Source organism: Thalassospira sp. CA1, from assembly GCF_059052855.1.
The window spans coordinates 204,894-229,731 of sequence record NZ_JBZCIA010000005.1; the positions used below are offsets into that span (position 1 = coordinate 204,894).

General features: G+C 54.8%; 16 protein-coding genes. 9 read left to right on the forward strand and 7 right to left on the reverse strand.

The window, feature by feature from the left end:
- Positions 1-130: 130 nt before the first annotated feature.
- The 6 genes from AC5Q5A_RS11090 to AC5Q5A_RS11115 all read left to right on the forward strand — a co-directional run bounded on the left by AC5Q5A_RS11090 (position 131) and on the right by AC5Q5A_RS11115 (position 8,454).
- The gene (locus tag AC5Q5A_RS11090) at positions 131-1,414 is read left to right on the forward strand and encodes an N-acetylmuramoyl-L-alanine amidase (protein ID WP_143588773.1); all 1,284 of its coding nucleotides are present in this window, start codon (positions 131-133) and stop codon (positions 1,412-1,414) included.
- 258 nt (positions 1,415-1,672) lie between these two features.
- Positions 1,673-4,096, forward strand: a complete 2,424-nt coding sequence (locus tag AC5Q5A_RS11095) for a penicillin-binding protein 1A (protein WP_064789776.1) — start codon at positions 1,673-1,675, stop codon at positions 4,094-4,096.
- 250 nt (positions 4,097-4,346) lie between these two features.
- Positions 4,347-5,918, forward strand: a complete 1,572-nt coding sequence (locus tag AC5Q5A_RS11100; RefSeq protein ID WP_493895301.1) for an alkaline phosphatase D family protein — start codon at positions 4,347-4,349, stop codon at positions 5,916-5,918.
- A 172-nt stretch (positions 5,919-6,090) separates the two neighbouring features.
- A protein-coding gene (gene prfB / locus AC5Q5A_RS11105; protein WP_120226253.1) for a peptide chain release factor 2 occupies positions 6,091-7,219 on the forward strand; the annotation gives its coding sequence in 2 pieces (ribosomal slippage) (positions 6,091-6,159 and positions 6,161-7,219; 1,128 coding nt in all).
- A 256-nt stretch (positions 7,220-7,475) separates the two neighbouring features.
- On the forward strand, positions 7,476-7,730 hold the full coding sequence (locus tag AC5Q5A_RS11110) for a hypothetical protein (protein ID WP_008890625.1): 255 nt from the start codon (positions 7,476-7,478) through the stop codon (positions 7,728-7,730).
- A 118-nt stretch (positions 7,731-7,848) separates the two neighbouring features.
- Positions 7,849-8,454, forward strand: coding sequence for a nucleoside deaminase (locus AC5Q5A_RS11115; RefSeq protein WP_493895302.1), 606 nt, complete (start codon positions 7,849-7,851; stop codon positions 8,452-8,454).
- An 81-nt stretch (positions 8,455-8,535) separates the two neighbouring features.
- Here AC5Q5A_RS11115 and AC5Q5A_RS11120 read toward each other — a convergent pair whose 3' ends face one another.
- Positions 8,536-10,674, reverse strand: a complete 2,139-nt coding sequence (locus AC5Q5A_RS11120) for a methyl-accepting chemotaxis protein (RefSeq protein ID WP_493895303.1) — start codon at positions 10,672-10,674, stop codon at positions 8,536-8,538.
- Positions 10,675-10,945: 271 nt separating this feature from the next.
- On the opposite strand from AC5Q5A_RS11120, the gene AC5Q5A_RS11125 reads away from it, so the two are divergent.
- Both AC5Q5A_RS11125 and AC5Q5A_RS11130 read left to right on the forward strand, forming a co-directional pair.
- Entirely contained in the window at positions 10,946-12,433 is a 1,488-nt protein-coding gene (locus AC5Q5A_RS11125) for a DNA-3-methyladenine glycosylase 2 family protein (RefSeq protein WP_493895304.1), read from the forward strand.
- Between the two features lie 2 nt (positions 12,434-12,435).
- Positions 12,436-12,957 (forward strand): methylated-DNA--[protein]-cysteine S-methyltransferase, encoded by a 522-nt coding sequence (locus AC5Q5A_RS11130; protein WP_493895305.1) that lies wholly within the window; start codon positions 12,436-12,438, stop codon positions 12,955-12,957.
- A 61-nt stretch (positions 12,958-13,018) separates the two neighbouring features.
- Here the strand turns inward: AC5Q5A_RS11130 and adhP are convergent, their stop codons facing one another.
- From adhP to AC5Q5A_RS11155, 5 genes are all read right to left on the reverse strand, one after another.
- Positions 13,019-14,041 (reverse strand): alcohol dehydrogenase AdhP, encoded by a 1,023-nt coding sequence (adhP, locus tag AC5Q5A_RS11135; protein WP_493895306.1) that lies wholly within the window; start codon positions 14,039-14,041, stop codon positions 13,019-13,021.
- Between the two features lie 139 nt (positions 14,042-14,180).
- Complete coding sequence (locus AC5Q5A_RS11140) at positions 14,181-15,008, reverse strand: ferritin-like domain-containing protein (protein ID WP_493895307.1); 828 nt, start codon at positions 15,006-15,008, stop codon at positions 14,181-14,183.
- A gap of 138 nt (positions 15,009-15,146) precedes the next feature.
- Entirely contained in the window at positions 15,147-15,917 is a 771-nt protein-coding gene (locus AC5Q5A_RS11145; protein WP_008890637.1) for a response regulator, read from the reverse strand.
- Positions 15,918-16,142: 225 nt separating this feature from the next.
- Positions 16,143-16,607 carry a thioredoxin-dependent thiol peroxidase gene (bcp, locus tag AC5Q5A_RS11150; RefSeq protein ID WP_338179758.1) on the reverse strand — a complete coding sequence of 155 codons (465 nt, stop codon included), beginning with the start codon at positions 16,605-16,607 and terminating at the stop codon, positions 16,143-16,145.
- A gap of 89 nt (positions 16,608-16,696) precedes the next feature.
- Positions 16,697-19,672, reverse strand: a complete 2,976-nt coding sequence (locus AC5Q5A_RS11155; protein WP_493895308.1) for a bifunctional [glutamine synthetase] adenylyltransferase/[glutamine synthetase]-adenylyl-L-tyrosine phosphorylase — start codon at positions 19,670-19,672, stop codon at positions 16,697-16,699.
- A gap of 264 nt (positions 19,673-19,936) precedes the next feature.
- On the opposite strand from AC5Q5A_RS11155, the gene AC5Q5A_RS11160 reads away from it, so the two are divergent.
- Complete coding sequence (locus AC5Q5A_RS11160) at positions 19,937-23,455, forward strand: YhdP family protein (protein WP_493895309.1); 3,519 nt, start codon at positions 19,937-19,939, stop codon at positions 23,453-23,455.
- Positions 23,456-23,530: 75 nt separating this feature from the next.
- Here the strand turns inward: AC5Q5A_RS11160 and tyrS are convergent, their stop codons facing one another.
- Complete coding sequence (gene tyrS / locus AC5Q5A_RS11165) at positions 23,531-24,784, reverse strand: tyrosine--tRNA ligase (protein ID WP_210519584.1); 1,254 nt, start codon at positions 24,782-24,784, stop codon at positions 23,531-23,533.
- Between the last annotated feature and the right edge of the window lie 54 nt (positions 24,785-24,838).

Here is a 24,838-nt window from a genome sequence, read left to right on the forward strand (position 1 = left end):
TCATGCCCATCGCGGAAAGTTGAAAGGTCTGTCATGCAAGTTCTGTCGTTGGTCAATTGCCCGTTAACCAACGCATTGCTATAAGCGCTTAACAGATGCTCTTGCAGGGTAACAGGCGCTGAAACGACAGATGTATTCACAGCACGCGACTTCATTTTCCACGCCGAAAAACGCACCATCGCGATCGTTGCTGGTTAAAATTGCCAGAACGATGATGGTGGTGTTTGCGCTGCTGTGTGCGTCCCAGATCATCGTATCAGGGGCGTCTGCCCAAACGGCCAAGGTGCTTGGTGCGCGGCTCGGAGTTTATCCCGATTACACGCGCTTTGTGATCGATCTCGATCAGGAAGTCGACTTTACCTATTTCCTGCTGCCCGATCCGTACCGCATCATCATTGATATGCCGGAAATTGACTGGAACGCCCCACCGGGCAAGGTGACCTCCGGTGGCGGGCTTATTTCCGGTCTGCGGTATGGCCTGTTTAAACCGGGCACCTTCCGTGTGGTTCTTGATGTTGCCCAACCATCGCTGGTTTCAAAGATTTTCTCGTTGCCGCCCGGCGGCGGGAAGCCCAACCGTCTGGTGGTTGACCTTAAACCGACACAGCGCGATGCGTTTCTGACCGCATCGCGCCAGAGCATGGAAGCTTATTCTGCGCGCAGCCGTAACGATACCAGTGCGACCGAACAAAGTGTCGATGTCGCGGTGCAATCGGGCCGGGGTGGCGAAGAAAAGCCGCTGATCGCGATTGATGCCGGGCATGGCGGGGTCGACCCAGGCGCGATCGGGGTTGGTAATGTCTATGAAAAGGACCTGACCCTTGCCGCGGCACGTCAGTTGGCCGAAACCCTGACCGCGTCGGGGCGATATCGCGTTTTGTTGACGCGTGACAAGGATGTGTTCCTGAAACTGCGGCAACGTGTGGACATCGCGCGCAAGGCCGGGGCAGATTTGTTCATATCCCTGCATGCAGATTCAATCGGCAATCCCAAGCATCGCGGCGCTTCGGTCTATACCCTGTCTGAAAACGCATCGGACAAAGAAGCCGCTGCACTGGCGTCCAAGGAAAACAAGGCCGACGTGATTGCCGGTATTGATCTTTCCGATGAAAACACGCTGGTGCAAAGCATTCTGATCGATCTTGCGCAACGTGAAACCATGAACCTGTCGGCGACCCTTGCGGCTAACATGGTCAGTCAACTTGCCCAAAGCATCGAACTGCAACGTCGCACTCATCGCTTTGCCGGTTTTGCGGTTCTGAAGGCACCGGATATCCCTTCGGCCCTGTTTGAAATGGGATATCTTTCGAATGCGACAGACGCCAAGTTGTTGCAAAGTCCGGCTCATCGCAAAAAGATTGCCGATGCGGTCTTGCGGGCAATTGATATCTATTTCGAGAAACACAAATTCTAATAGTCGGGCATGATGCCGATGATTTCGCTGGGTCCGAAACGGGCAGCGAAGTCCTTATGCGCGCTGTGCCATGTATAAATGCTGTCTGGCGTGGCGGCTGTCACAACCTTGTCATTATTTTGCCGCTATAATGCGGATACATCCGTTTTTTCGGCACAGACAGGCGAAATGTCTGCCGGGACATTGCATTTCCGGTAAGAGTGCATGAATATGCGCCCCTACCGGATCAGGCCAACAAAATGAAAAAGACCTGCTTACATGCGAATTTTACTTAGTATTTTCGGCTTTCTGTTCTTGATGGCGGTTGCGGGCGGCGCCGGTATGCTGGCGATCTTCTGGCACTTTGGCCAAGGACTGCCCGATTACACCCAGCTTGAAAATTACGAGCCCGAGGTCATGACACGTGTGCATGCATCCGATGGTGCGCTGATTGCCGAGTATGCGCGTGAAAAGCGTGTTTTTGTCCCGATTTCGGCCATCCCGCCCAAGGTGGTTGATGCCTTTGTCGCGGCCGAGGACAAAAACTTCTTCTCCCACCCGGGGATCGATTTTGCCTCTGTCTTGCGTGCGGCTGTGACCAACGTTGTGAATATGGGCACAGGTAAACGCCCGGTTGGTGCATCTACCATCACCCAGCAGGTCGCCAAGAACTTCCTTTTGACCAACGAAGTTTCCTATGAACGCAAGATCAAGGAAGCCATTTTGTCTTTCCGGATCGAGCGCGCCTTTTCCAAGGAACACATTCTCGAACTTTATCTGAACGAGATTTACCTTGGCAGTGGCAGCTATGGTGTGGCCGCCGCAGCCTTGCGTTACTTCGACAAGTCGCTTGATGAACTTAATATCGAAGAAGCCGCCTATCTGGCAGCCCTGCCAAAGGCACCCTCGAACTACCACCCGGTGCGTAACCACGACGAAGCCAAGGCGCGTCGTAACTGGGTGATCGGCCGGATGCTGGAAGAAAATTATATTACCGAGGCCGAAGCACAGGCCGCATGGTCGGCCCCGCTTCAGGGCAAAAGCCGTGAATCGGTTGATACCTATCAGGCTGATTTCTTTGCCGAGGAAGTCCGTCGCCAGCTGGTTGATCGTTACGGCGAAGGCATGCTGTATGACGGTGGCCTTTCGGTGCGTTCTACCGTGGTTCCGCGTTTGCAGGATATCGCCGACAAGGCGCTGTTTGACGGCTTGGTCGAATATGATCGCCGTCATGGCTGGCGCGGTCCGATCACCAATATCGACCTGTCGGGCAACTGGCAGCAGGCCTTGCGCGAAGTTGAAACACCCGCCGATATCCCATGGGATCGTGCGGTTGTTCTTGATACCGACGCCAACGAGGCAAAACTGGGCCTGATGAATGGCGAGCAGGGCCGCATTCCGCTGCGCTTCCTGACATGGGCACGCCCGTGGCAAAAGGGCCAGACATTGGGTGCGGTCGTTAACCGTCCGTCAGATGTCCTGAAACCCGGCGATGTCATTTACGTCAAACATTTCGCCGAACTTGATGGCGAGACGCTTCCGCCCAATACCTATGGCCTGCGCCAGATCCCGAACGTCAACGGTGGTCTGGTGGCGATGGATCCGCATACCGGCCGCGTACTGGCGATGTCGGGTGGTTTTTCACATGATCTTTCGAAATTCAACCGCGCGACACAAGCCCGCCGTCAGCCGGGTTCGGCCTTCAAGCCGTTTATTTATCTGGCGGCCCTGGACCAGGGCTTTACCCCGTCAACACTGGTGCTTGATGCGCCGTTTGTGATTGATCAGGGGCCGGGGCTTGGTAAATGGAAACCGGGCAACTATAGCGGCCAGTTCTATGGTCCTTCGACCATGCGCCTTGGTATCGAAAAATCGCGAAACCTGATGACGGTGCGTCTGGCCCAGACCATCGGCATGCCCACGGTTGTCGATTATGCCGAACGGTTTGGCATTGTTGATGAAATGCCAGATGTCCTGTCGATGTCGCTTGGCGCGGCTGAAACGACGGTGATGCGATTGACTGCGGCCTATGCCGAACTGGTCAATGGTGGCAAGAAAATCACGCCGACCCTGATTGACCGTATTCAGGATCGTCGCGGCAATGTGATTTATCGTCGTGACGAACGCGAATGCACCCTGTGTCAGGATGTGGAATTCCGCAATCAGATGCCGCCTGATCTGCCTGATACCCGTGAACAACTGACCGATCCGGCCAGTGCGTTCCAGATGGTCCACATCATGGAAGGCGTTATTTCACGTGGTACTGGCCGGACAATCGCCGAACTTGGTTATCCGCTGGCCGGTAAAACCGGTACGACCAATGATTCACGTGATGCATGGTTTGTTGGCTTCTCGCCCGACCTTGCCGTTGGCGTTTATGTCGGCTTTGATGACAACCGATCCCTTGGCGACAAGGAGCAGGGCGCAAGTGCCGCTGCCCCGATCTGGAAGGAATTCATGCGCGGTGCGCTTGAAGGCACCAAAGCCATTCCGTTCCGTACACCGCCGGGCATTCGCATGGTCCGAGTTGAATCGCGTACCGGCCTTCCGGCTGGCCCGGGTGCTCAGGACGTGATCTGGGAGGCCTTCAAGCCCGGCACCATCCCGGCATCAAATGACAATGTGATTGATGGTGGTTATAGCGGATCCGGAAATTCGGATAACAGCGCAGGCGCTGTGTCCGGGCCGGGTGGCATTTACTAGGCCGCGCGACAACCATCATATAGTGGCGAAATCCGCCGCTTAAATATCAACAAAGCCGGATGTGATCAGCATCCGGCTTTGTTCGTTCAGGGATGTGTTCATCTGAAAGAACTTATTTTCAAATCAGGCCTTTCGCGACGTTGCGCTGTCATCAAACAATGACAAAACGATCAACCGGCTGACATCGCACTGTCATTTGATTTTGTCATTCTCCTCAAGGTGATTTTCATACCTTGAAGAGGGTTTCGTTATGTCGTTTCGACTTTCCCGTCGCAAATTTCTTGCCACCAGCGCAACAGCAGGTGCTGCATCCGCCATGGGTGGTTTCTTTATGCCATCTATTTCCCGTGCTGCTGATCGCCCGATGATTACCCATGGGGTGCAAAGTGGTGATGTGACCGCCAACACCGCCTGCATCTGGGGGCGTGCGGATCGTGCATCACGCATGATTACCGAAATCGCAACCACAGAAGGCTTCAAAAATTCGGTCCGCATCCCGCATGTCGATGTGCTGCCGGAACGTGATTTCGCCGGCAAGCTTGCGCTGGCAGACCTGCCAGCCGGCCAGGATGTTTTTTACAAGATCCATTTTGAAAACCTTGATGACGCACGCGCATCGTCCGAGCCGGTTATTGGCCATTTCCGCACGGCACCGGCGGCCAAACGCAATATTCGGTTCGGTTGGTCAGGCGACACCGCCGGGCAGGGCTGGGGCATTGATGAAGACCGTGGCGGCATGAAAACCTATGCCACGATTGCCAAGCACAACCCTGATTTCTTCATCCATTCCGGTGATACCATCTATGCCGATGGTCCGTTTGCCGAAACCCAGAAAACTCCGGATGGACAGATTTGGAAAAACATCACCACCGACGACACCGCCAAGGTTGCCGAAACCATTGACGAGTTTCGCGGCAACTACAAATACAACATGCTTGATCAGCATCTGCGCGAATTCAACCGCCTGATCCCGGTCTATTATCAATGGGATGACCACGAAGTTACCAATAACTGGTATCCGGGCGAGATACTGCTTGGCGATGATCGCTATACCGAAAAATCAGCATCCCTTCTGGCAGCACGGGCAAACCGTGCATTCCGCGAAATGTTGCCCGTCACCGAACACGCATCCGAACCGGGGCGGGTGTATCGCAAGGTATCTTATGGTCCGTCCTTGGAAATCTTCTTCCTCGACATGCGGACCTATCGCGGCACCAACGATGCCAATAACAGTGCAACCCCGACCGACAATACCGACTTCCTTGGTCGCGCGCAGATGGAATGGCTCAAACGCGGTCTTTTGAATTCCAAGGCGACCTGGAAAGTCATCGCGGCTGACATGCCGATTGGCATGATTGTCTATGATGACTGGAAAAACAAAAGCACGTTTGAAAACCTTGCCAATGGCGATGGTGCACCTGCCGGGCGTGAGCTTGAAATTGTTGAACTGCTGCGCTTTATCAAGAATGCCAAAATCAACAATACGGTCTGGTTGACGGCGGACGTGCATTACACCGCCGCCCATTACTATGACCCGAACAAGGCGCAGTTCCAGGACTTCGAACCGTTCTGGGAATTTGTATCTGGCCCGCTTCATGCCGGGACCTTTGGCCCCAGTGACATGGACAACACGTTCGGTCCACAGGTGAAATTCACCAAACATCCAACCAAGGAGCAGGGCGTTAACTTGCCGCCATCCTATGGTTTGCAGTTCTTTGGTCTGGTCGATATCGATGCCGAAACCGAGCAGTTCCGCGTGTCTCTTCGCGATGTTGCCGACGAAGAACTTTATACCGTAACGCTCGATCCTGTTTTTGGCTGATCACCATATTCGTTGATCACGGCTTTGTTGCGAAACCCGGCACAAATTCTGTGTCGGGTTTTTGCATGGTTGCAGGGGTTTCAAGCGGGACAAAAACTGTTATAACCCACGCCGACATTGCTACATCTTTGATGTGGCAAAACAGATTTTCAGACGAATAACGGAGACATCAATGCGCGCCGAAGCACAGGCATTGGTCGATGAAATCAAGCAGTCGATGGCACTGCTGAGGAGGCATCTTTGACTGGGATAACGCTCTTAGACGCCTCGACGAACTGAACGCACTTGCCGAAGACCCGACCCTTTGGGACGATGCGGCAAACGCGCAAAAAGTCATGCGTGAACGTACCCAGCTTGATGACGCCATCAATGGTTATAAAAAGCTCGCCCAGGAGCTTGAAGACAGTGTTGGTCTGATCGAACTCGGCGAAGCCGAAGGCGACAACGAAACCGTTGAAGAGGCCGAAGAGGTTCTGCGCTCGATCCGTGACATCGCGGCAAAGCGCGAACTTGAAAGCCTGCTTTCGGGCGAGGCCGATGGCAATGATGCCTATCTCGAAATTCATGCCGGCGCTGGTGGGACCGAGGCCCAGGATTGGGCATCGATGCTGGCGCGCATGTATTATCGTTGGGCGGAGTCAAAGGGCTACAAGCTTGAGATGCTTGAAGAAAGTGATGGCGAGGAAGCCGGTATCAAATCGGTGACCTACAAGATCACGGGTCATAACGCCTATGGCTGGCTCAAGAACGAGGTGGGTGTGCATCGTCTGGTGCGTATTTCGCCCTATGACAGTTCCGCACGCCGTCATACCAGCTTCTCGTCGGTTTGGGTTTATCCGGTGATTGATGACGATATCGAAATTGAAATCCTTGATAAGGATCTTCGTGTCGATACCTATCGCGCATCGGGTGCCGGTGGTCAGCACGTTAACAGAACCGATTCTGCTGTGCGTATCACCCATATCCCGACCGGCATCGTCGCCCAGTGTCAGAACGACCGTTCGCAGCACAAAAACCGCGACACGGCGATGAAGATGCTGAAAGCCCGCCTGTATGAGGCAGAGCTGCAAAAACGCGAAGCCGAGGCACAGGCTGTCGAAGACAGCAAAACCGATATCGGTTGGGGCCATCAGATCCGCTCCTACGTCCTGCAGCCTTATCAGATGATCAAGGATCTGCGCACGGGCACGGAAACGTCTGATACCCAGGGCGTTCTGAACGGTGATCTCGATGCCTTTATGGCCGCAGCCCTTGCCGCCAAGGTCACAGGGTCGGCCGGGGAAATCGAAGATATCGACTGATCAGCTGTCCTGAACCACCTGCATTTGAAAACACCCCGTCCGGATCAGGCGGGGTGTTTTTTTTGTTTTGTGATGGCCAAACCGGCAGAAAATCGCAAATCGAGCGCAAATATCCCATTTCTGTCACAGAATTGCCGGATAGCTCTGCAACAGTGTGGTCAAGCGCGATCTGTCGCATACAACAAAACACCCGGGTAATACGGGACACGGGCAGGTCGTGCGGAGCAAACATCCATACTCTCACGGGAAGATCCAAATGGCCCATCAGTCCCATGGTCCGGTCGCGGTCGGCGACCAGTTCAAACTCGCTACACCCAACGGTCCGATTTTCGAAGTCATCAAAATCCGCGAAATGGCCCCGGTTGATCATGCTCTGATCACCAAGGTACGGGATCAGAAATCCCCGACACTGATTGCGATCACCACCTTGCTTGATCGTGATTTCTATATTCCGGTTCCGCCGGAAAGGCGCCAGATGCCTGATAATGACGGCATATTGCGCGGTCTTTGATTGTAAAGCGTATCGATAGGCTGTTTAGCGCCTGTTGATATGAAAAACAGGTTGGCTTGGCGGCCCGGACGCGATGAAATAGCAGCATGTAAAATCACCGCTATCCGGGACCGCCAACATGACCGATACCAACGCTGATCAGAATATCCTCGACCGCCTGTTTTCCGTGCTGGAGGACGACATTCTGCCCAAAACCCGTGCCGGCGTATCGGGCGGCAACAAACTGTTTGGTGCGGCGATCCTGCGCAAGGATGACCTTTCGCTGGTCATTGCCGAAACCAACAATGAAACCGAAAATCCGCTCTGGCATGGTGAGGTCCATTGCCTGAAGCGGTTCTATGAAATCCCCGCAGATCAGCGCCCGGCAACATCGGAGCTGATTTTTCTTTCGACGCATGAGCCGTGTTCGATGTGCCTGTCTGCCATCACCTGGGCCGGGTTTGATAATTTCTATTATTTCTTCTCGTATGAAGATTCGCGTGATGCCTTTGCCATTCCCCATGATCTGAAAATCATGAAGGAGGTCTTCACACTTGAGGACGGCGAATACAACAAATCCAATGCCTTCTGGGATAGCCATTCGATGATGGGCATGGTTGCGGAGCTGCCGGAAGGTGAGAAAGCAACCTATGTGACACGCGCCAAGGTAATTTCGGATGAATATGACCGGTTGTCGTCCCAATATCAGGACAGCAAATCTGATAACGATATCCCGCTGAACTAGGCCCGACGCAAAGCCCTAAACGCACAAAAAACGCGGCCCACCTTTAAGCGGGGCGCGTTTTAGTATTTTCGGGCAGTTTGATCAGGCGGCGCGAACCGTTGCGATGAAACTGTCGACTTCTTTGCCAAGGCGGGCGGCCGATTTTGAAAGCTCTTGCGCGCTGGCCAGGACCTGGGTCGCGGAATGGCTTCCTTCGTTTGCTGCCTTGGTGACATCGCCAATCGCATTGGTCACTTCCTGTGTGCCGTTGGCAGCCAGTGCGATGTTGTGGCTAATCTCGTTCGTGGCGGCGTCCTGCTGCTCAACTGCTGCTGAGATCACGGTCGAGCTTTGCTTGTTGTTTTCAATGACATCGCTGATTTCATCAACTGCGGTGACCATTGTGTTGGTAATGCCCTGTACCTTTTCGATCTGGGCGGTGATGTTTTCGGTCGCACGCGCCGTCTGGTTGGCCAGATTTTTGACTTCCTGTGCGACAACGACAAACCCCTTGCCGGCATCCCCTGCGCGTGCTGCCTCAATGGTGGCGTTCAGGGCCAGAAGATTGGTTTGCTCGGCAATGTCCTGAATCAGTTCCACCACGCTGGAAATTTCGCGTACAGCACCTGCAAGCCCGTTTGCTGTTTCGCGGGTCGAACTTGCCGTTTCCGTGGCCCGGGTGGTTATGTTCGTCGCGTTCTGGACCTGCGCGCTGATTTCGCGAATGGATGCGGCCATCTCTTCGCAGGCAGATGCCACCGTTTCGACATTTGTGCTGGCAAGGCCAGACGCATTTGAAACAGATGTTGCCTGTGCATTGGTCTGTTCCATGATCGCGGTAAGGCCCTGGGCGGTTGCTTCCAGTTCGGTTGCCGCAGACGCCACAACTTTGACAATCGTGCCGACATTGTCCTGAAACGCATCGGCAAGCTTGTTCATTTGTTCGCGCTTTTCTTTGGCGGCCTGCACCTTGGCTTGCTCGGCTTCGGCCTCAAGTTCCTTGGCCCGGATCATGTTCTTTTTAAAGACTTCCGTTGCCTTGGCGATGTCGCCAATCTCATCAGGACGATCGGTGCCAAAGACTTCGGTATCAAGCTTGCCATCGGCAAGGGTGCCAAGGTTGCCGACAATTTTTTTGATCGGTTGGGTCACCGAACGGGCAAAGAGGATACTCGCCGCGATGCCAAGCACTGCTAAAAGGCCGACAATCACGGCCGCAATCATCAGGGCACGATAAACCGGTGCAAATGCCTCGGCGGTGTCAATCTCGCCCAGAACAATCCAATCGACGCCATTGAACTGGATCGGCATATACGCCGAAATGACCGGCACGCCGCGGTAATCAACAATTTCGTGAATGCCACTATTGCCTGCCAATGCATCGCGGGTTGCATCGTCGTTCACACGGGTTTTAAGGATCGTACTTTCTTCGGAAAATCGGGAGTCACTCCGCATCAACCCGTCTTCACCAACGATATAGGTTTCACCACTTTCGCCCATACCAACCGATGCATTCATGATGCTGTTGATGCGTGAAATCGGCATTTGGAAGGCAATCACGCCAAGCAATTCGCCTGCTTCAGACAGAACTTGATGGGCGATGAAACTGGCCGGTGCATCGGCACTGGGTGCATAGGGGCTGAAATCGGTAAAGGCGATGTCCTTGGGGGAACTCAGCGCCAATGTATCGCGAAATACGCGACCCAGATCGGTCTCCGCCCATTCACCTGTTTTGAGGTTGGTGGCAAAGTCCGCCTCCTTGAAGACGGAATAGACAAGCTCCCCGTCGGCACGGATCAGGAATATGTCGTAATAGCCTTTGAGTTCAAGAAACTCGCGGAAATGCGGGTGATAGGTCCGGTGGGCCTGGCTCCAGTCCGAGCCATCCCCGGCATTGGTCAACAGATGCTTTTCGCCAAGCGGATGGCTGTTCTCGGTGATGTAAAGATTTTGCAGGGTGGCCATCGGGTTACCATCCAGCTGTTCCCAGCTTCGGGAAAAAGCGTTTAGCGCATCGCGGGTAAAGCCACTATCTGCCTCAATGATCAGGTCTTCTTCAATCGATGTCAGGTAGGACTGGATCGACTCTTTGCGCGCATCCGTAAGCGCCAGAAGTTTGTTCTGCACCTCGGTTTTCTGGGTCACCCAAAGTTCAAATGACAAAATTCCGCCAGCGCTCAGCGCTGTCAGCAGGATCAGGCCTGCAATGATCGTCGGTAGCTTCACCGAAATACGTTTCATGACATTTCCTCTCGCAGTGCCGTTGCCCTGTTCCAGAGTTCTGGTCGGCTTGCACCCGTGGCTTAAAGCAACAAAATGTGCCGCGGGTTTCTTTATTCGCTTTTTTGACGACGCGAAAATATCCCCATTTGGGGAAAATACTTGTTTGTTGAGTATTTAATCATTAAACGCAAAAGTTGAAGTGTGATTAATTATACTCTCAAAAAGGTTTTAAAATGTCTGAGTCCGAATCTGGCGAGTTTTATCGAGCGGTTCTGCTAAACTGCGCGGCATGGAACAGCTCAATAACGATATTTGCTATCAGGCACTCAAAACCCGGGACCGTCGGTTTGACGGGCGGTTTTATACCGCTGTGCGGACCACCGGGATTTTCTGTCGCCCGATTTGCCCGGCGGTCACACCCAAGCGCGACAATGTCGAATTCTATCCCAGTGCCGAGGTCGCAATTGCCCATGGTTTTCGCCCATGCCTGCGCTGCCGTCCCGAAGCCGCACCGGGCAGCCCGGCAAGTGCTGGTGTGCATGCGACGGTCGCCCGTGCGGTGCGCCTGATTGATCAGGGTGTGCTTGAAAATGGCTCGATCACCGATCTGGCCGACCGGCTTGGTGTCGGGGACCGGCATTTGCGGCGCATATTCAAGGAACATACCGGTGTCACGCCGCAAGAACACGCCAAGGCACGCCGTCTGTTGCGGGCACGTCAGTTGATTGTCGATAGCAACCTGACCATGACTGAAATCGCCGATATCGCCGGTTTCGGCAGTTTGCGCCGCTTTAACGATGCGATGAAACAGGCCTATGGGCAGGCCCCGACCGCCTTTCGGCGCGGTGTCAAAACCGTGAGCCCGGGAAAACCGGGCTCGGATGATCCGTTTGCTGCGCGAAATGATGATTTGATTTTACGTCTGCGTGCCCGCCAGCCCTTTGATGCCGACTATCTTCTGAGCTTTTTCCGCGCACGTGCCATTCCGGGCCTGGAAACCGCTCGTGAACGCACCTATGCGCGCGGTTTCAAAATTGATGGCAAGCTCGGCTTGATGATCTGTCATTTTAGCGCCGACCAAGCCGGCGTGGATGTCATCCTGCGCGGCCCGGCCCGGGAGGCGGTGCTTGAAATCGGTGCCAGGGTGCGCAGGCTTTTTGATCTTGATGCCGATGTGCCGTCCATCACCGCACAATTTTCCGACGATGCCTTGCTGGCACCCTTGGTGCAAAAACGCCCCGGTCTGCGCGTGCCCGGATGCTGGGATCGGTTTGAACTCGCCCTTCGGGCCGTTTTGGGTCAACAGGTTTCGGTGGCGGCGGCACGTACCTTGGCCGGGCGGCTTGTGACCCGCTTTGGCGATGCCTTACCCGATGATCTGATCAATGGGACGGGGATCTCCCATGTTTTCCCATCACCCCAAAGTCTGATCGGGCAGGAACTGATCCCGATTGGTTTGACCACGCGCCGGGCGCAAACCCTTGCCGATGTGATTGATCTGTTTGCCAGACCGGATTGTGACCAGATGTCTGGGGATGACTTGATTGCCGCCATGGCCGCGATCAAGGGCATTGGCCCCTGGACATTAAACTATTTTGGCCTGCGTGGCCTTGGTGATCCGGATGCCTTTCCGGCAGCCGATCTTGGCATCCTCAAGGCATCTGGTATGGGCGGCGGCCCGGACAAGGCCAAGGCACTGGAAAGCATTTCGGAAAACTGGCGGCCATGGCGGGCATATGCCGCGCAATATCTTTGGTCCGCATTGGAAGGAGAATGACGATGTCCACCCAAATCAACGTCGTGCGTTATGCCAGCCCGATCGGGAAACTCTCGCTCGCCTCGATTGATGGCAAACTGGTGCATCTTGATTTCGAAGACAACGATGATCGCCTGAAAACCATCCAATCACGACGGTTCAAAAACCTTGAATGGAAAGAGGGCGGCTCGGCACCAGCCCCGATCACTGACTGGCTGGATGGCTATTTCGCCGGATCCGTCGGCGTGCTGCCGATCAATGCGATCAACATGGTCGGAACACCATTTCAGAAATCGGTTTGGGATGCCTTGGTCAATATCCCGAGTGGTCAAAGCGTTTCATACGCCGGGCTGGCTGATCAGCTTGGCAACCCAAGGGCGGTTCGGGCGGTGGCGCGGGCCAACGCGCTGAACCCGGTATCGATCATTGTGCCGTGTCATCGGGTGATCGGATCGAACGGTACATTAACCGGATATGCCGGCGGGCTTGCGCGCAAGAAATGGTTGCTCGATCACGAAGCCGCCATGCTGGCCAAGGCGGCCTGATCCCAAAAAAAAAGGCTGCCGAATGGCAGCCTTTTTAACTTTGACGTGATGTCGCAGTCGATCAGATCGACATGACAATACGGCCATCGATCTTGCCATCGCGCATACGATCAAAGATCGAGTTGATGTTTTCCATCGGCTCTGTCGTGAAGTGGGAATGCACTTTGCCGTCACCGGCGAAATCAAGTGCTTCCTGAAGGTCGGCACGGGTGCCGACGATTGATCCACGGATGGTCTTCCGTGACAGGACCGTATCGAAAATATCAAGTTCGAACGTTCCGGGCGGCAGGCCGCAAAGTGCCATGGTGCCACCACGGCCCAGCATGCCTACACCCTGTTTGAAGGCAGCCCGCGAAACGGCAGTGACAAGAACACCATTCGCACCGCCCATCTGTTTCTGGACTTCGGATACAACGTCGGTCTCCGCCGCATTCAGCGTCCAGTCCGCACCAAGGTTTTTGGCGAGTTGAAGTTTCTCGTCGGCAATGTCAACGGCGATAACTTTCATGCCCATGGCCTTGGCGTATTGAACCGCCATATGGCCCAGTCCGCCGACCCCGGAAATCACCACGGTTTCGCCCGGCTTGCATTCGGTTTCCTTAAGCCCCTTATAGACTGTGACACCAGCGCACAGCACCGGGGCTGCATTGCCAAATTCAAGCGGATCGGGCAGGTGGCCAACATAGTTCGGATCGGCCAGGACATATTCGGCAAAGCCGCCATTAACTGAATAGCCAGTATTAAGCTGTTCCCCACACAGCGTTTCCCAGCCGGTAACGCAGTGATGGCAATGCCCGCAGGCTGAATGCAGCCATGGCACGCCAACACGGTCGCCTTCCTTGACGGATGTCACGCCTTCGCCCACTTCGGCAACAATGCCGACACCCTCGTGACCCGGAATAAAGGGCGGGTTCGGTTTGACCGGCCAGTCGCCTTCGGCCGCGTGAAGGTCGGTATGGCAGACACCGGACGCTTCGATCTTGACCAGGATTTTTCCCGGCGTGACCTTGGGTACGGTGACTTCTTCAATCGACAGCGGCTTGCCAAACGCCCGAACGACGGCGGCTTTCATGGTGGAGGGCATGGTGACATCTCCTTGCTGATGATACGGAAAAGAACGTCTTTTCTTCAAATATCGCGAAGGGGAGTGTCGTTGATTTCAGTTTGCACCACCATGAGGTGTATCAATTTTTTGATGAATTCTTATCAGGCGCGGAAATGCCTTATGCGCCATCACCGTTAATGCCAGGCAATTCAAGGACATAGTCCTGATAGTAGTCCGGCGGCATGCCTGCTTCATAGCGCGCTTCGTCATTAAACGGCGGCTTAAGAGGCCCGCGGAAGTGCTTGCGCAGCATGTCATGCCATGTGGTGTAGTAGGGCAGGTCGCGCTGGTCACAGACATATTCGTAATATTTTCGACCCGCGGCGACATGGGCGATTTCATCATGGGCGATGATTCTAAGGATACGGGCACTTTCCGTATCCCCATGCGCCAGAAGCCGTTCAATGGTTGGCGGCGTAGCATCAAGGCCACGGGCCTCAAACACCATCGGCACAACGGCCAGGCGCGGCAGAATGTCATAGGCCGTATCCATTGATGTCTGCCAAAGCCCGTCGTGGGCGGGCAGGTCGCCATATGCCGCGCCCAGTTCCCCAAGGCGCTTGTTGATCATTTTGAAATGACGGGCTTCGTCATCGGCGACCTGAACCCAGGCATCATGAAAATCACGTGGCATGTCTGCCTCAGGAAAGCGCACACACAGATCCCATGCCAGATCAATCGCGTTCAGCTCGATATGGGCCAGTGCATGCAGAAGGCCAATGCGGCCCTGAACACTGCCTTTTTTGCGTTTAGGCATCTTATTGGGCGGCAGCAATTCCGGCTTTGCCGGGCGACCGGGACGATCGGGCAGGTCGGTTGAACCCACTTCACTGATCTCGCCATTGCGCCACATCGCTGCCATTTCGGCAGTGACATCGGCCTTTTCGGTGGCGTCTTCGGTCAGAAGGGCACGTTTGGCAGCATCAGCAAGGGTCAGTTTGGTCATGATCGTCCGAGGTATGGGATTAAGGTTCACGTGCGCTTTGTCTGCCACTTGGCGGCCATCGGGTCAATTGGCAAACAAAAAGGGCGGCCCGCCATCAAGGTTCGGACCGCCCTTTGAAATCGTTTGGCGCTTGCGCAATCAGGTGATGTTGAAGCGCGCCAGTGCCTCTGCCAGATCCTCGCCAAAGGCATTGCCCTTGCGGATGATCGCGGTCCGGCACGGCAGATCCTGAAGCGACGGATGGTTCGGTGCATCCGAGGTCAGAACCGCGGTCGGAATGCCGCGTGTTTTCGGCATCGCCTGCAGGGCATTGGCCAGATCAACACCGGTCAGTTCATCAATGGTCTTGGCGACAATGATGAAATCCGGGCGGGTGCGCACGGCAAGTTCTATCGCCTCGAACGATGTTTGTGTGACCGAACTGCGATAACCACACGCGGCCAATTCGCGTTCCAGAATGGTTGCCAGGGAGCGCTGCGGAATGACCAGCAAGGCTTCGACATTGGCCTGTTTCAGCCATGCCGGGTCAATATCAGGAGTCCGTTTGGACGGCAGTTCGCGTACGAATTCGGCGGTGTCGGTCCCGCCAGCCGTCATGTCACCATCAAGAAGGGACTGGATCTTGTCGACAAAGGCCTGGATATCTTCGATCGCGCCTTCGTTCAGTTCCTTGCAGGTCGTTACGTAATCGGCAAGACGATGGCTGGTCAGGTTGATCAGCGGCGCTGATACTGACTTGCCCTTGTATCGCAGATTGAATATTTCGCGCTGGATGGCGGTCAGATGGGCGGGATCTTTTTTGCCGCGTGCGTTTTGCAGATGAACGTCAATCGAATTGATGATGTCATGTGCTTCGTCGCGAAAATCCGCCAGCATTTGATCGTCGAGATCAACAACATTGTTATTCATTTGATTACCCGCTTTGCCGGCATGCCGGTGAGTTTTCATCGAACAGGTGAGAATTAGACCTCACCCATCACTCCCATATCCGAATTGTTAGCCCGACAAACAAGGGATGGCAACAAAATCAGCAAAACGCAATACGGCCAGCCGTCTGAAAGAAAACGATTTTACGCCAAAAAAACAAAGGCCCGGCAACATATCGCCGGGCCTTGATACGGGAAAAATCTGAATTCAAAGGGCTTTGACAGCCTCAAGAACCTCGGCAACGTGGCCTTTGACCTTTACCTTGCGCCAGGCATTGCGAATGACGCCGTTGCCATCAATGACAAAGGTCGACCGCTCGATGCCCATGAATTTTTTGCCATACATGCTCTTTTCTTTCCAGACACCGTAATCCTCGCACGTGGTGCCGTTCTCGTCGGATGCGAGAATGAAGTTCAGGTCATGCTTGGCCTTGAATTTATCGTGCCGGTCCGCACTGTCCTTGGAAATACCGATGATCTGCGCATCGACAGCGCTGAAATCAGGTTCAGCATCGCGGAATTCGCAGGACTCGGTCGTGCAACCCGGCGTCATGTCCTTGGGATAGAAATAGATCACCACCGGTTTGCCTGCCAGATCCGACAGTTTCACGCTGCCATTGCCATCGGTTGGCAGTTCGAAATCCGGGGCCTTGTCACCAACATCAACTGTCATGGTCTATCCTTTAATCTTTTGGGACCGCATAGCGGCATGTTGCAACCGTGAAAATACAAAGCCTTATAAGGATGGCAAGGGGGCTTGGATCATTGCGGCGCATCTGTTGGCGCAATCTTTTCCGCGGGGGCTGCAACCACACGATCATAGATCTCCTTGATGCGGGTTGCCGTCATTTCCATTTTGTCCTGAAGGCTTGCGAAATCATCACATTTACCGGCATTTGCCAGCATTTTTTGCAAATCCTCGCTGGCTTTTTCAGGATCAAACGGGCCCTCGGTCGTCAGGCGCAACATCGCCTGCAACGCCAGCCAGAACGACGCGGAATTGGCCAAAAACTCGGCTTCTTCGCCATCCAGGATACCCACCGTCGCCAGATTTTTGAAAACCTCGCGGGTTGTTGGTGACAGGACCTCCGGGTGGTCATGGGCGTGGCGCAGTTGCAGATATTGCGCAATGAATTCCAGATCGACCAACCCGCCACGGCGCATCTTGATCGCCCACGGATGGTTGTCGCCTTTGCCGGCCTCCATGCGGTTGCGCATATCATAGACTTCGCGCACCAGTTTGTCCGGATCGCGTTGCTTGCAAAGCACGTCATTGGTCGTGGCCAAGACCTTGTCACAAAGCGCCTTGGGGCCATAAACCGCGCGCAATCGCGTTAGCGCCATGTGCTCCCACGTCCAGGCTTCGTTGTTCTGATAAGTCTCGAAACTTTTGAAATGCGTCGCAAGCGGCCCTTTGGACCCACTGGGACGCAGGCGAAGGTCGGTTTCAAACAGAACCCCTTCGGCGGTCGGGGCCGACAGGGCGTTGATATAACGCTGGCTTAGCCGGATGAAATAGTGGCCCGGCGACAATGGTTTTTCGCCATCTGATTCTTCGGCGTCTTCGGGCACCTCATAGATAAACACCATATCAAGGTCGGACCCGGGTGAAAGTTCCTGCCCGCCGTGCTTGCCCAGCGCAAATACCGCAAGCCCGCCATCGGCAAACGAGCCATGTTTGGCGGCAAAATCGTCGGCAATTCGCGGGAACAGTGCGCGAATGGCAACGTCGGCAACATCGGCCAAGGCCCGGCCTGCTTCATGCGGGGTGTGGCGGTTCTGGATGGTTTGAACATCAATCTGGAACTTCTGGTCATTGGCCCAGCGCCGCGCGGCATCCAGCCAGTCTTCGACCATATCTTCGCGCGACAGGCGGGCATCAAGCTCCGCCAGCATCGCATCCGCATCGGGCAGTTCTTCGTGGAAGCCCGACATCAAGACGTAATCAAGCACCGCGGCATTACGCCCGATATATTTCGCCATGCGCGGCGCGGTCCCGGCGATTTGGGCCAGCAGTTCAAGCAATTGCGGATGGGCGGTAAACAGCGAAAACAACTGCACGCCGGCCGGTAGACCTTTAAGGAAGTCGTCAAAGGCACGAAATGCCATGTCCGGGTTGGTTGTTTTGCCAAGTGCGGTCAAAAGGGTCGGCATCAGTTCGGTCAGGATTTCACGCGCCCGGCGTGATCGGGTTGCCCGGTAACGCCCATGATGCCAGCCCCGCACCGTAACCGAGACGTTTTCGGCATTCTCAAAGCCCATCTCGCGCAGATTGACCAGGGTTTCCGGATCGTCTTCGGTGCCCGTGAAGACAAGGTTGCCACTGGCACCGGCAAGGGTCGTGTCGTCTTCAAACAATTCGGCATAGTTGTTTTCAACATTGCGCAGATGCAGCAGCAAGTCCGCCTTGAAGGCATCAAGCGTTTCATAGCCAAGGAAGGTCGCCAGTGCCAATAATCCCTGATCGGTATCGGGCAGAGTTTGGGTTTGTTGATCATTGATCATTTGCAGGCGGTGTTCGACCGTGCGCAGAAAATCATAGGCGGCCAGCATTTCATCGCGGACTTCCTCGGACACCTGACCGAACTTGGTCAATGTGCGCAAGGTGTCGCAGGTCGCCTTGCCGCGCAGCGCAATCTCGCGTCCGCCCCAAATCAGTTGTTGGGTCTGGGCAAAAAATTCGATCTCGCGGATGCCGCCACGACCGAGCTTGATATTGTGGCCGGGGATATTGATCTTGCTGCCGCCCTTGTGGGCATTGATCTGGCGCTTGATCGAATGAATATCCTGAATGGCAATGAAATCAAGATGCTTGCGCCAGACAAAGGGCCGCAGGATTTCAAGGAATTCATTGCCTGAAACACGGTCGCCGCCGACAATGCGTGCCTTGATCATGGCCGCACGTTCCCAGTTCTGGCCGACGGTTTCATAATATGTTTCAGCTGCAATCATCGACAGGATCGGCGGGGTCGATGCCGGGTCCGGACGCAGGCGCAAGTCAGTACGGAACACATATCCGTCGCCGGTGCGTTCTTCCATGATCCGGGTGATGTCGCGCACCATCCGCACCAGGTCCTGATGAATGCGATCCGGGTCGATATAGGTCACCACATCCTGATCATAGAGGAAGATCAGGTCGATATCCGATGAATAGTTCAGCTCCCCGGCACCGAGTTTCCCCATGCCAATCGCAAAGATCCCGGATCCCTCAAGCGGATTTTCCGGGTTGGGCAGGTCATATTTACGCAGCCGCGCCATGGCGGACAGGCAATGCGCCATGGTGAAATCAAGGGTGTATTCGGCCGTCTTGCTGATCGCCGATGTGACCTGATCAAGTTTCCAAGCCTTGCAGATATCGGCAATCGCGATCACCAGTGCCGCGCGGCGTTTGGCGTGACGGACAGTTGCCATGGTGGTTGTCTGATCAAGGTCGCGTGCATTCGCACTGACTTTCACGGGCTCAAGCGCGTTGGCAAAAGCCTGATCAAGGCCGCTGTCAAACACGTCACAGACCGTATCGGGATCGCGCAGGCAAAGATTGGTCAGATAGGGACTGTTACCAAAAAGCGCTTCAAGAACCGCACGTTTTTGGGGATTGGACGCAATCTCGCCAATTTTGTCTGACAGGCTTTCAAACGCTGGTCGACCCGCCAATGTGTTCCAGCGTTCGAGCGCATTGGTGACACGGTCGGCGTCAAAGGCTTTGGGCAGGTCCTGTGAAATCCAGGAAAGAGACACTTTTTGCGTTCCTTGTATTGCGAAATGGTCACAAACCGCGCTATGCAAAGGATTGAGCCTGATTGCATAATCTCTGCAAGGAGTAGGACGTCCTGATCAACAGGATGACTTATATGTTTCTAGCTTTTCTGTGATCGGACAAAAAGGGGTATAGATCAATAACTGTCTGGTATTTTAGGATCCAATGATCCATCGACAACCATGCCAGACAAGAGAAGTTATTGATATCGCTGCATATGACATCGGGAACACAAGGTAAAATGAGTGCGCCACGTTAAGACCTTTGCCGGATGGCTGGCGCTGACTTTATCAGCCATCGTCCTGTTTGTCGGCGTATTTGCAGCAGTCACGATTTGGCGGCTGTCTCAGGAACCTGTGTCCCTGCATCGTCTGACCCCGTATCTGGTTGATCATCTCAACAAATCGATGGGCAATAACCGTCTGGCAATCGGCGACGTCGTTTTGCGCTGGCGTGGCTGGGACGAAAAGTTCGATGTCGGTTTGCGTGACGTCAGCATTTTTGGCCCTGATGATCAGGAAATGCTTCACGTCCCCGAAGCCGATGTCGTGTTTTCCAGCAAGGCGCTGTTTGAAGGCGTTCTTGCCCTGCGCGAGCTTAACCTGATCGGACCGCGCATTCGCCTTGAACGGCGGGCCGATGGCACGATTGATGTCGGCTATGTCGCCGAAGAAGTCGCCGCAGATGTCACAAACCAGCCGGAAAATACGCGCATCGATGATGGTGCGGCAACCGGGCAAAGTTATGACAAGGGGCGCGGGGCCTCTGTTACGATTGAGCTCCCCGATGCACCGGACGTGAGTGCCGATCAACTTCCGCCTGAACCTGAAAACGCTGCTGGTGACACCGAAACTGTCGAACGTTCTGGCAATACTGTCTTGCAGGATGTCTTTGCCATTCTTTCGGGCGAACGCACTGATATTCCGGCGGCGGCCTATTTCGAAAGTTTCGGGGTGGTGAATGCCGATCTTGAAGTGCGCGATGATAAAATCGGCATCGTCTGGGCGGCACCACAGGCTGATATCCTGTTGTCACGCCGGGCATTCGGGATCGGTGCGGAAGCCTCGATGCAGGTCAGTGCCGGGGATATATCCACCCAAGTGCGTGTCACCGGTGATTACAGTATCGAAACCGATCAGGTCGATCTTGAAGCCGAAATTGGCGAGGTGCAGCTTGCTGATCTTGTCAGCATCTCGGACCTGTTTGAACAATTGCGCGATGCCTATGTCCCGGTTTCCGGAAAGCTGCGCGCAAGCTTTGATGCGAATGGCGAATTGCTGTCGGCGGCCACGGACCTGTCAGTTGGCAGTGGGGTGATCACCTTCCCTGACGAAATACGGGCGACCTATCGGGTTTCGGACGGACAGATTGTCACAAGCTATGTGCCCGGTCGCTTCAGCATTGATGATGTTGTCCTGAATGTTGGTGACGCATCCGCCAAACTTCAGGGGGTCGTGCTTGATCCGTTCGGACAATGGCAGGTCAATCTTGATGCGTCCGCCAAGAACGTCGCAACCAACGATCTGGACCGTCTCTGGCCCGAAGGGGTCGGCGTGGATGCGCGGACATGGGTCGTCACCAACCTGTCCGAGGGGATTGTTCATCAGGCAACCTTGCACACCGAATTGCGCCAGGACGATGCGGGCGAGGTGATTGTTGATGATCTCGGTGGTCAGATGACCATGTCGGGTGTGACCGTGCATTATCTGGGTGAAATGCCGGAAGTGCATAATTCCGCCGGGCGCGCCGAATTTGATGAAACCAGTTTCAGCATCTTTGTAAATACCGGCGAGGCCGATGGCATTCAGGTAACCGATGCCAGCATCATTTTCACCAAACTTGATGAACCGACCCCCTATGCCGATATCGAAATCGTCGCACAGGGCAGTGCGCGCAAGGCGCTGGAACTGATTGAGGCAAAACCACTTGGCTTTGCCACCCGGCTTGGCATCAACCCGGCCCAGATCAGTGGCGAACAGGCAACCCGTGTACGCTTGCATTTCCCGTTGCTTCGCGATGTGACGTTTGACGATGTTGATGTCGCAGCCGCCTCGCGGATTGAAAAGGCCGGGATCGTTGGTGCGTTTCGCGGCATGGATGTCACCGCGGGCAGCTTTGAACTACAGGTCAACACCAAGGGGCTTGAACTTGGTGGTACGGCCACGATTGGTAACGGCAAGACCAACATCAACTGGGTCGAGACCTTTGCGCAAGAGGCTGAGGTCCGAAGCCGCTATAAACTATCTGGTGATCTTGATCTTGCCGTGTTGCCCGATATCGAACTTGATCCCGGCCCTTACCTCAAAGGGATGGCGAAGGGGGATCTGGATATCCGCGTCGGCTCGGATCAGGTCCGTTTGGTTGGTGACGTTGATTTGACCAATTCGGCGATTTCAGTTCCGCTTGAAAAAGTGGGATATCGCAAGGAGCCCGGCGCAAATGCTGCGGCGAAGTTTGATGTTGCCGTAATGTTTGATGGCGGTGGGGTGCTTGACAGTTTTTCACTGATTGCACCAGCACTTGAGGCAACTGGCCGTGGCAACTGGCGCGGTGATAACGCCATGGCCGACAAATGGTTTGTCGAGCTGCAAGACACCCGTTTTCGCGAAAATATCGATCTTGCTGGCACCATTCGCATGGAAGAAGGCGACAGATTGCTGGTCGATCTGCGGGGTGCGCAATTCGATTTGCGTCCCTTCCTTGAAGATGACGCATCCGGTGAAACGCCGTCGGACGCCGACCCGGATGAACAGAGCTACCTTGTGACGCTGGAAGCTGGCGGTTTCCTGCTTAAGGGGGCTGCGCCATTGCTAAATGATGGCAAGATCACCTTGCGTCAGGAAACCGACAAGCGTGAACTGGAAATCTCGGCGCGCCAATTGATCGCGACCCCATGGATCGTCGATGACGAACAAAGCAATGACGACGCAGACAAAGCCGCATCAGAAACAAATACCGGTGGCATTGGCGAACGTGCCGAGCGGACCGGCGGTACCACCGAAGTGTTCCTGAATATCGAACAGATGGTGATGGCCAACGGTGAACTTCTGGCCGATCTGCGCGGATCGATCCATACGGTTGGGCAGGAATGGGACCGTCTTGTTTTGAACGGTGCATTTGGCGACCGGGCCAATGTGTTTGTGCAAGTCGTCCGCGAAGACTTCCAGACCCGCAAGGTCACAATGACAAGCGAGGATGCCGGGCGTTTCCTGCGTGCGGTTGATATGTATGAAAATCTTCTGGGCGGACGCCTGACGATTGAAGGCACGGTTGATGAACGCGACATTGCCCAACCCTTCACCGGTAAGGTCACGGTCAATGAATTCCGCGTGGTCAATGCGCCGATTGCGGCCCGCGTGCTCAGTGCCGCGTCGCTGACCGGGCTTGGCGATGTGTTGCAAGGCAATGGTATCGCCTTTACCGAAATGAACGGCGACTTCACCTATGTCAATGATGTGCTGTCGCTGTCAAAGGTGGCGGCAAACGGCGCAGCCGTCGGGGTAACCGCCAACGGGTCGATTGATTTGGCCAAATCGGAAATCCGACTGGCCGGATCAATTGTGCCGATTTACGCACTGAATTCCGCACTGGGTGCCATTCCGATCCTTGGCGACATTCTGGTCGGCGAAGAAGGCGGTGGCATATTTGCGCCGACCTACACGGTGGAAGGCGATCTGAGCGACCCCAGCATTGCGGTCAATCCGCTATCGACCTTTGTGCCTGGCGTGTTTCGCAACCTGATCACCGGTGCCGAGCCGGGCTAAGTCGGCAACAAGACGCAAAAAAGCCCCGCACGATGATCGGCGGGGCTTTTTGATTTTATGTTTGGTCTGTCTTGATCAGACAGGCTTGATCAGGACGTGGCGTTTCTTGCCCGCAGATACCTTGATCACACCATCTGCATTAACCGCATCGGCGGTGATATTGGCGTTTTCGTCGCTGACTTTTTCGTCATTGATCTTGGCACCGCCGCCCTTGATCAGACGACGTGCGTCACCGCCCGATTTGGCAAGGTCGGCACGGCGGAACAGATCAAAGGCCGGAATACCGGCATCAAGATCGGCTTTGGCGATTTCCACGGTCGGAAGATCGTCGGCCAGAACACCTTCTTCAAAGGTCTTGCGCGCAGTTTCAGCCGCCGCAAGGGCTGCTTCTTCGCCACGGCAAAGTTTGACCGCCTCGAACGCCAGAACTTTCTTGGCTTCGTTGATCTGCGATCCTTCAAGCTTGGCGTATTCTTCGATCTGATCGAGCGACATCTCGGTGAACAGACGCATGAACTTGATCACGTCGGCATCTTCGGTGTTCCGCCAGAACTGGTAGTAGTCATAAGACGACAGGCGTTCTTCATTCAGCCAAACTGCCCCGGCCGCAGTTTTGCCCATCTTGGCACCCGATGCGGTGGTCATCAGCGGTGTGGTGAGGCCAAACAGCGATTTCTCATCAACGCGGCGACCAAGCTCAACACCATTGACGATGTTGCCCCACTGATCCGATCCGCCCATCTGAAGTGTGCAGCCATAGTTGCGGTTCAGTTCGACAAAGTCGTAGGCCTGCAGGATCATGTAGTTGAATTCAAGGAAGCTCAGCGACTGTTCACGTTCCAGACGCAGCTTGACCGAGTCAAAGGCCAGCATCCGGTTGACCGAGAAATGGCGACCGAAATCACGCAGGAATTCGATGTAGTTCAGCTTGTCCAGCCAGTCGGCATTGTTGACCATGACCGCATCGGTCGGGCCATCGCCAAACGTCAGGAATTGCTGAAACACCTTTTTGATGCCAGCCATGTTGGCTTCGATGATTTCATCGGTCAGAACCGGGCGTGCATCATCGCGGCCGGTCGGATCGCCAACGCGGGTGGTGCCGCCGCCCATCAGGACAATCGGTTTGTGGCCGGTCTTCTGCAGCCAGCGCAACATCATGATCGACACAAGCGATCCGACATGCAGGCTGTCTGCAGTGCAATCATAACCCACATAGCACACCACCGTATTTTCCGATGCATAGGCATCAAGGCCTTCAAGATCAGTACATTGGTGGATGTAACCGCGGTCATTCATGACGCGGAGAAAATCAGACTTCAGTTCAGTCATGGTTTTTGCGCTATGTTGGTTGTGATAGAAAATTTGATCCGCCATTTTGTGCGG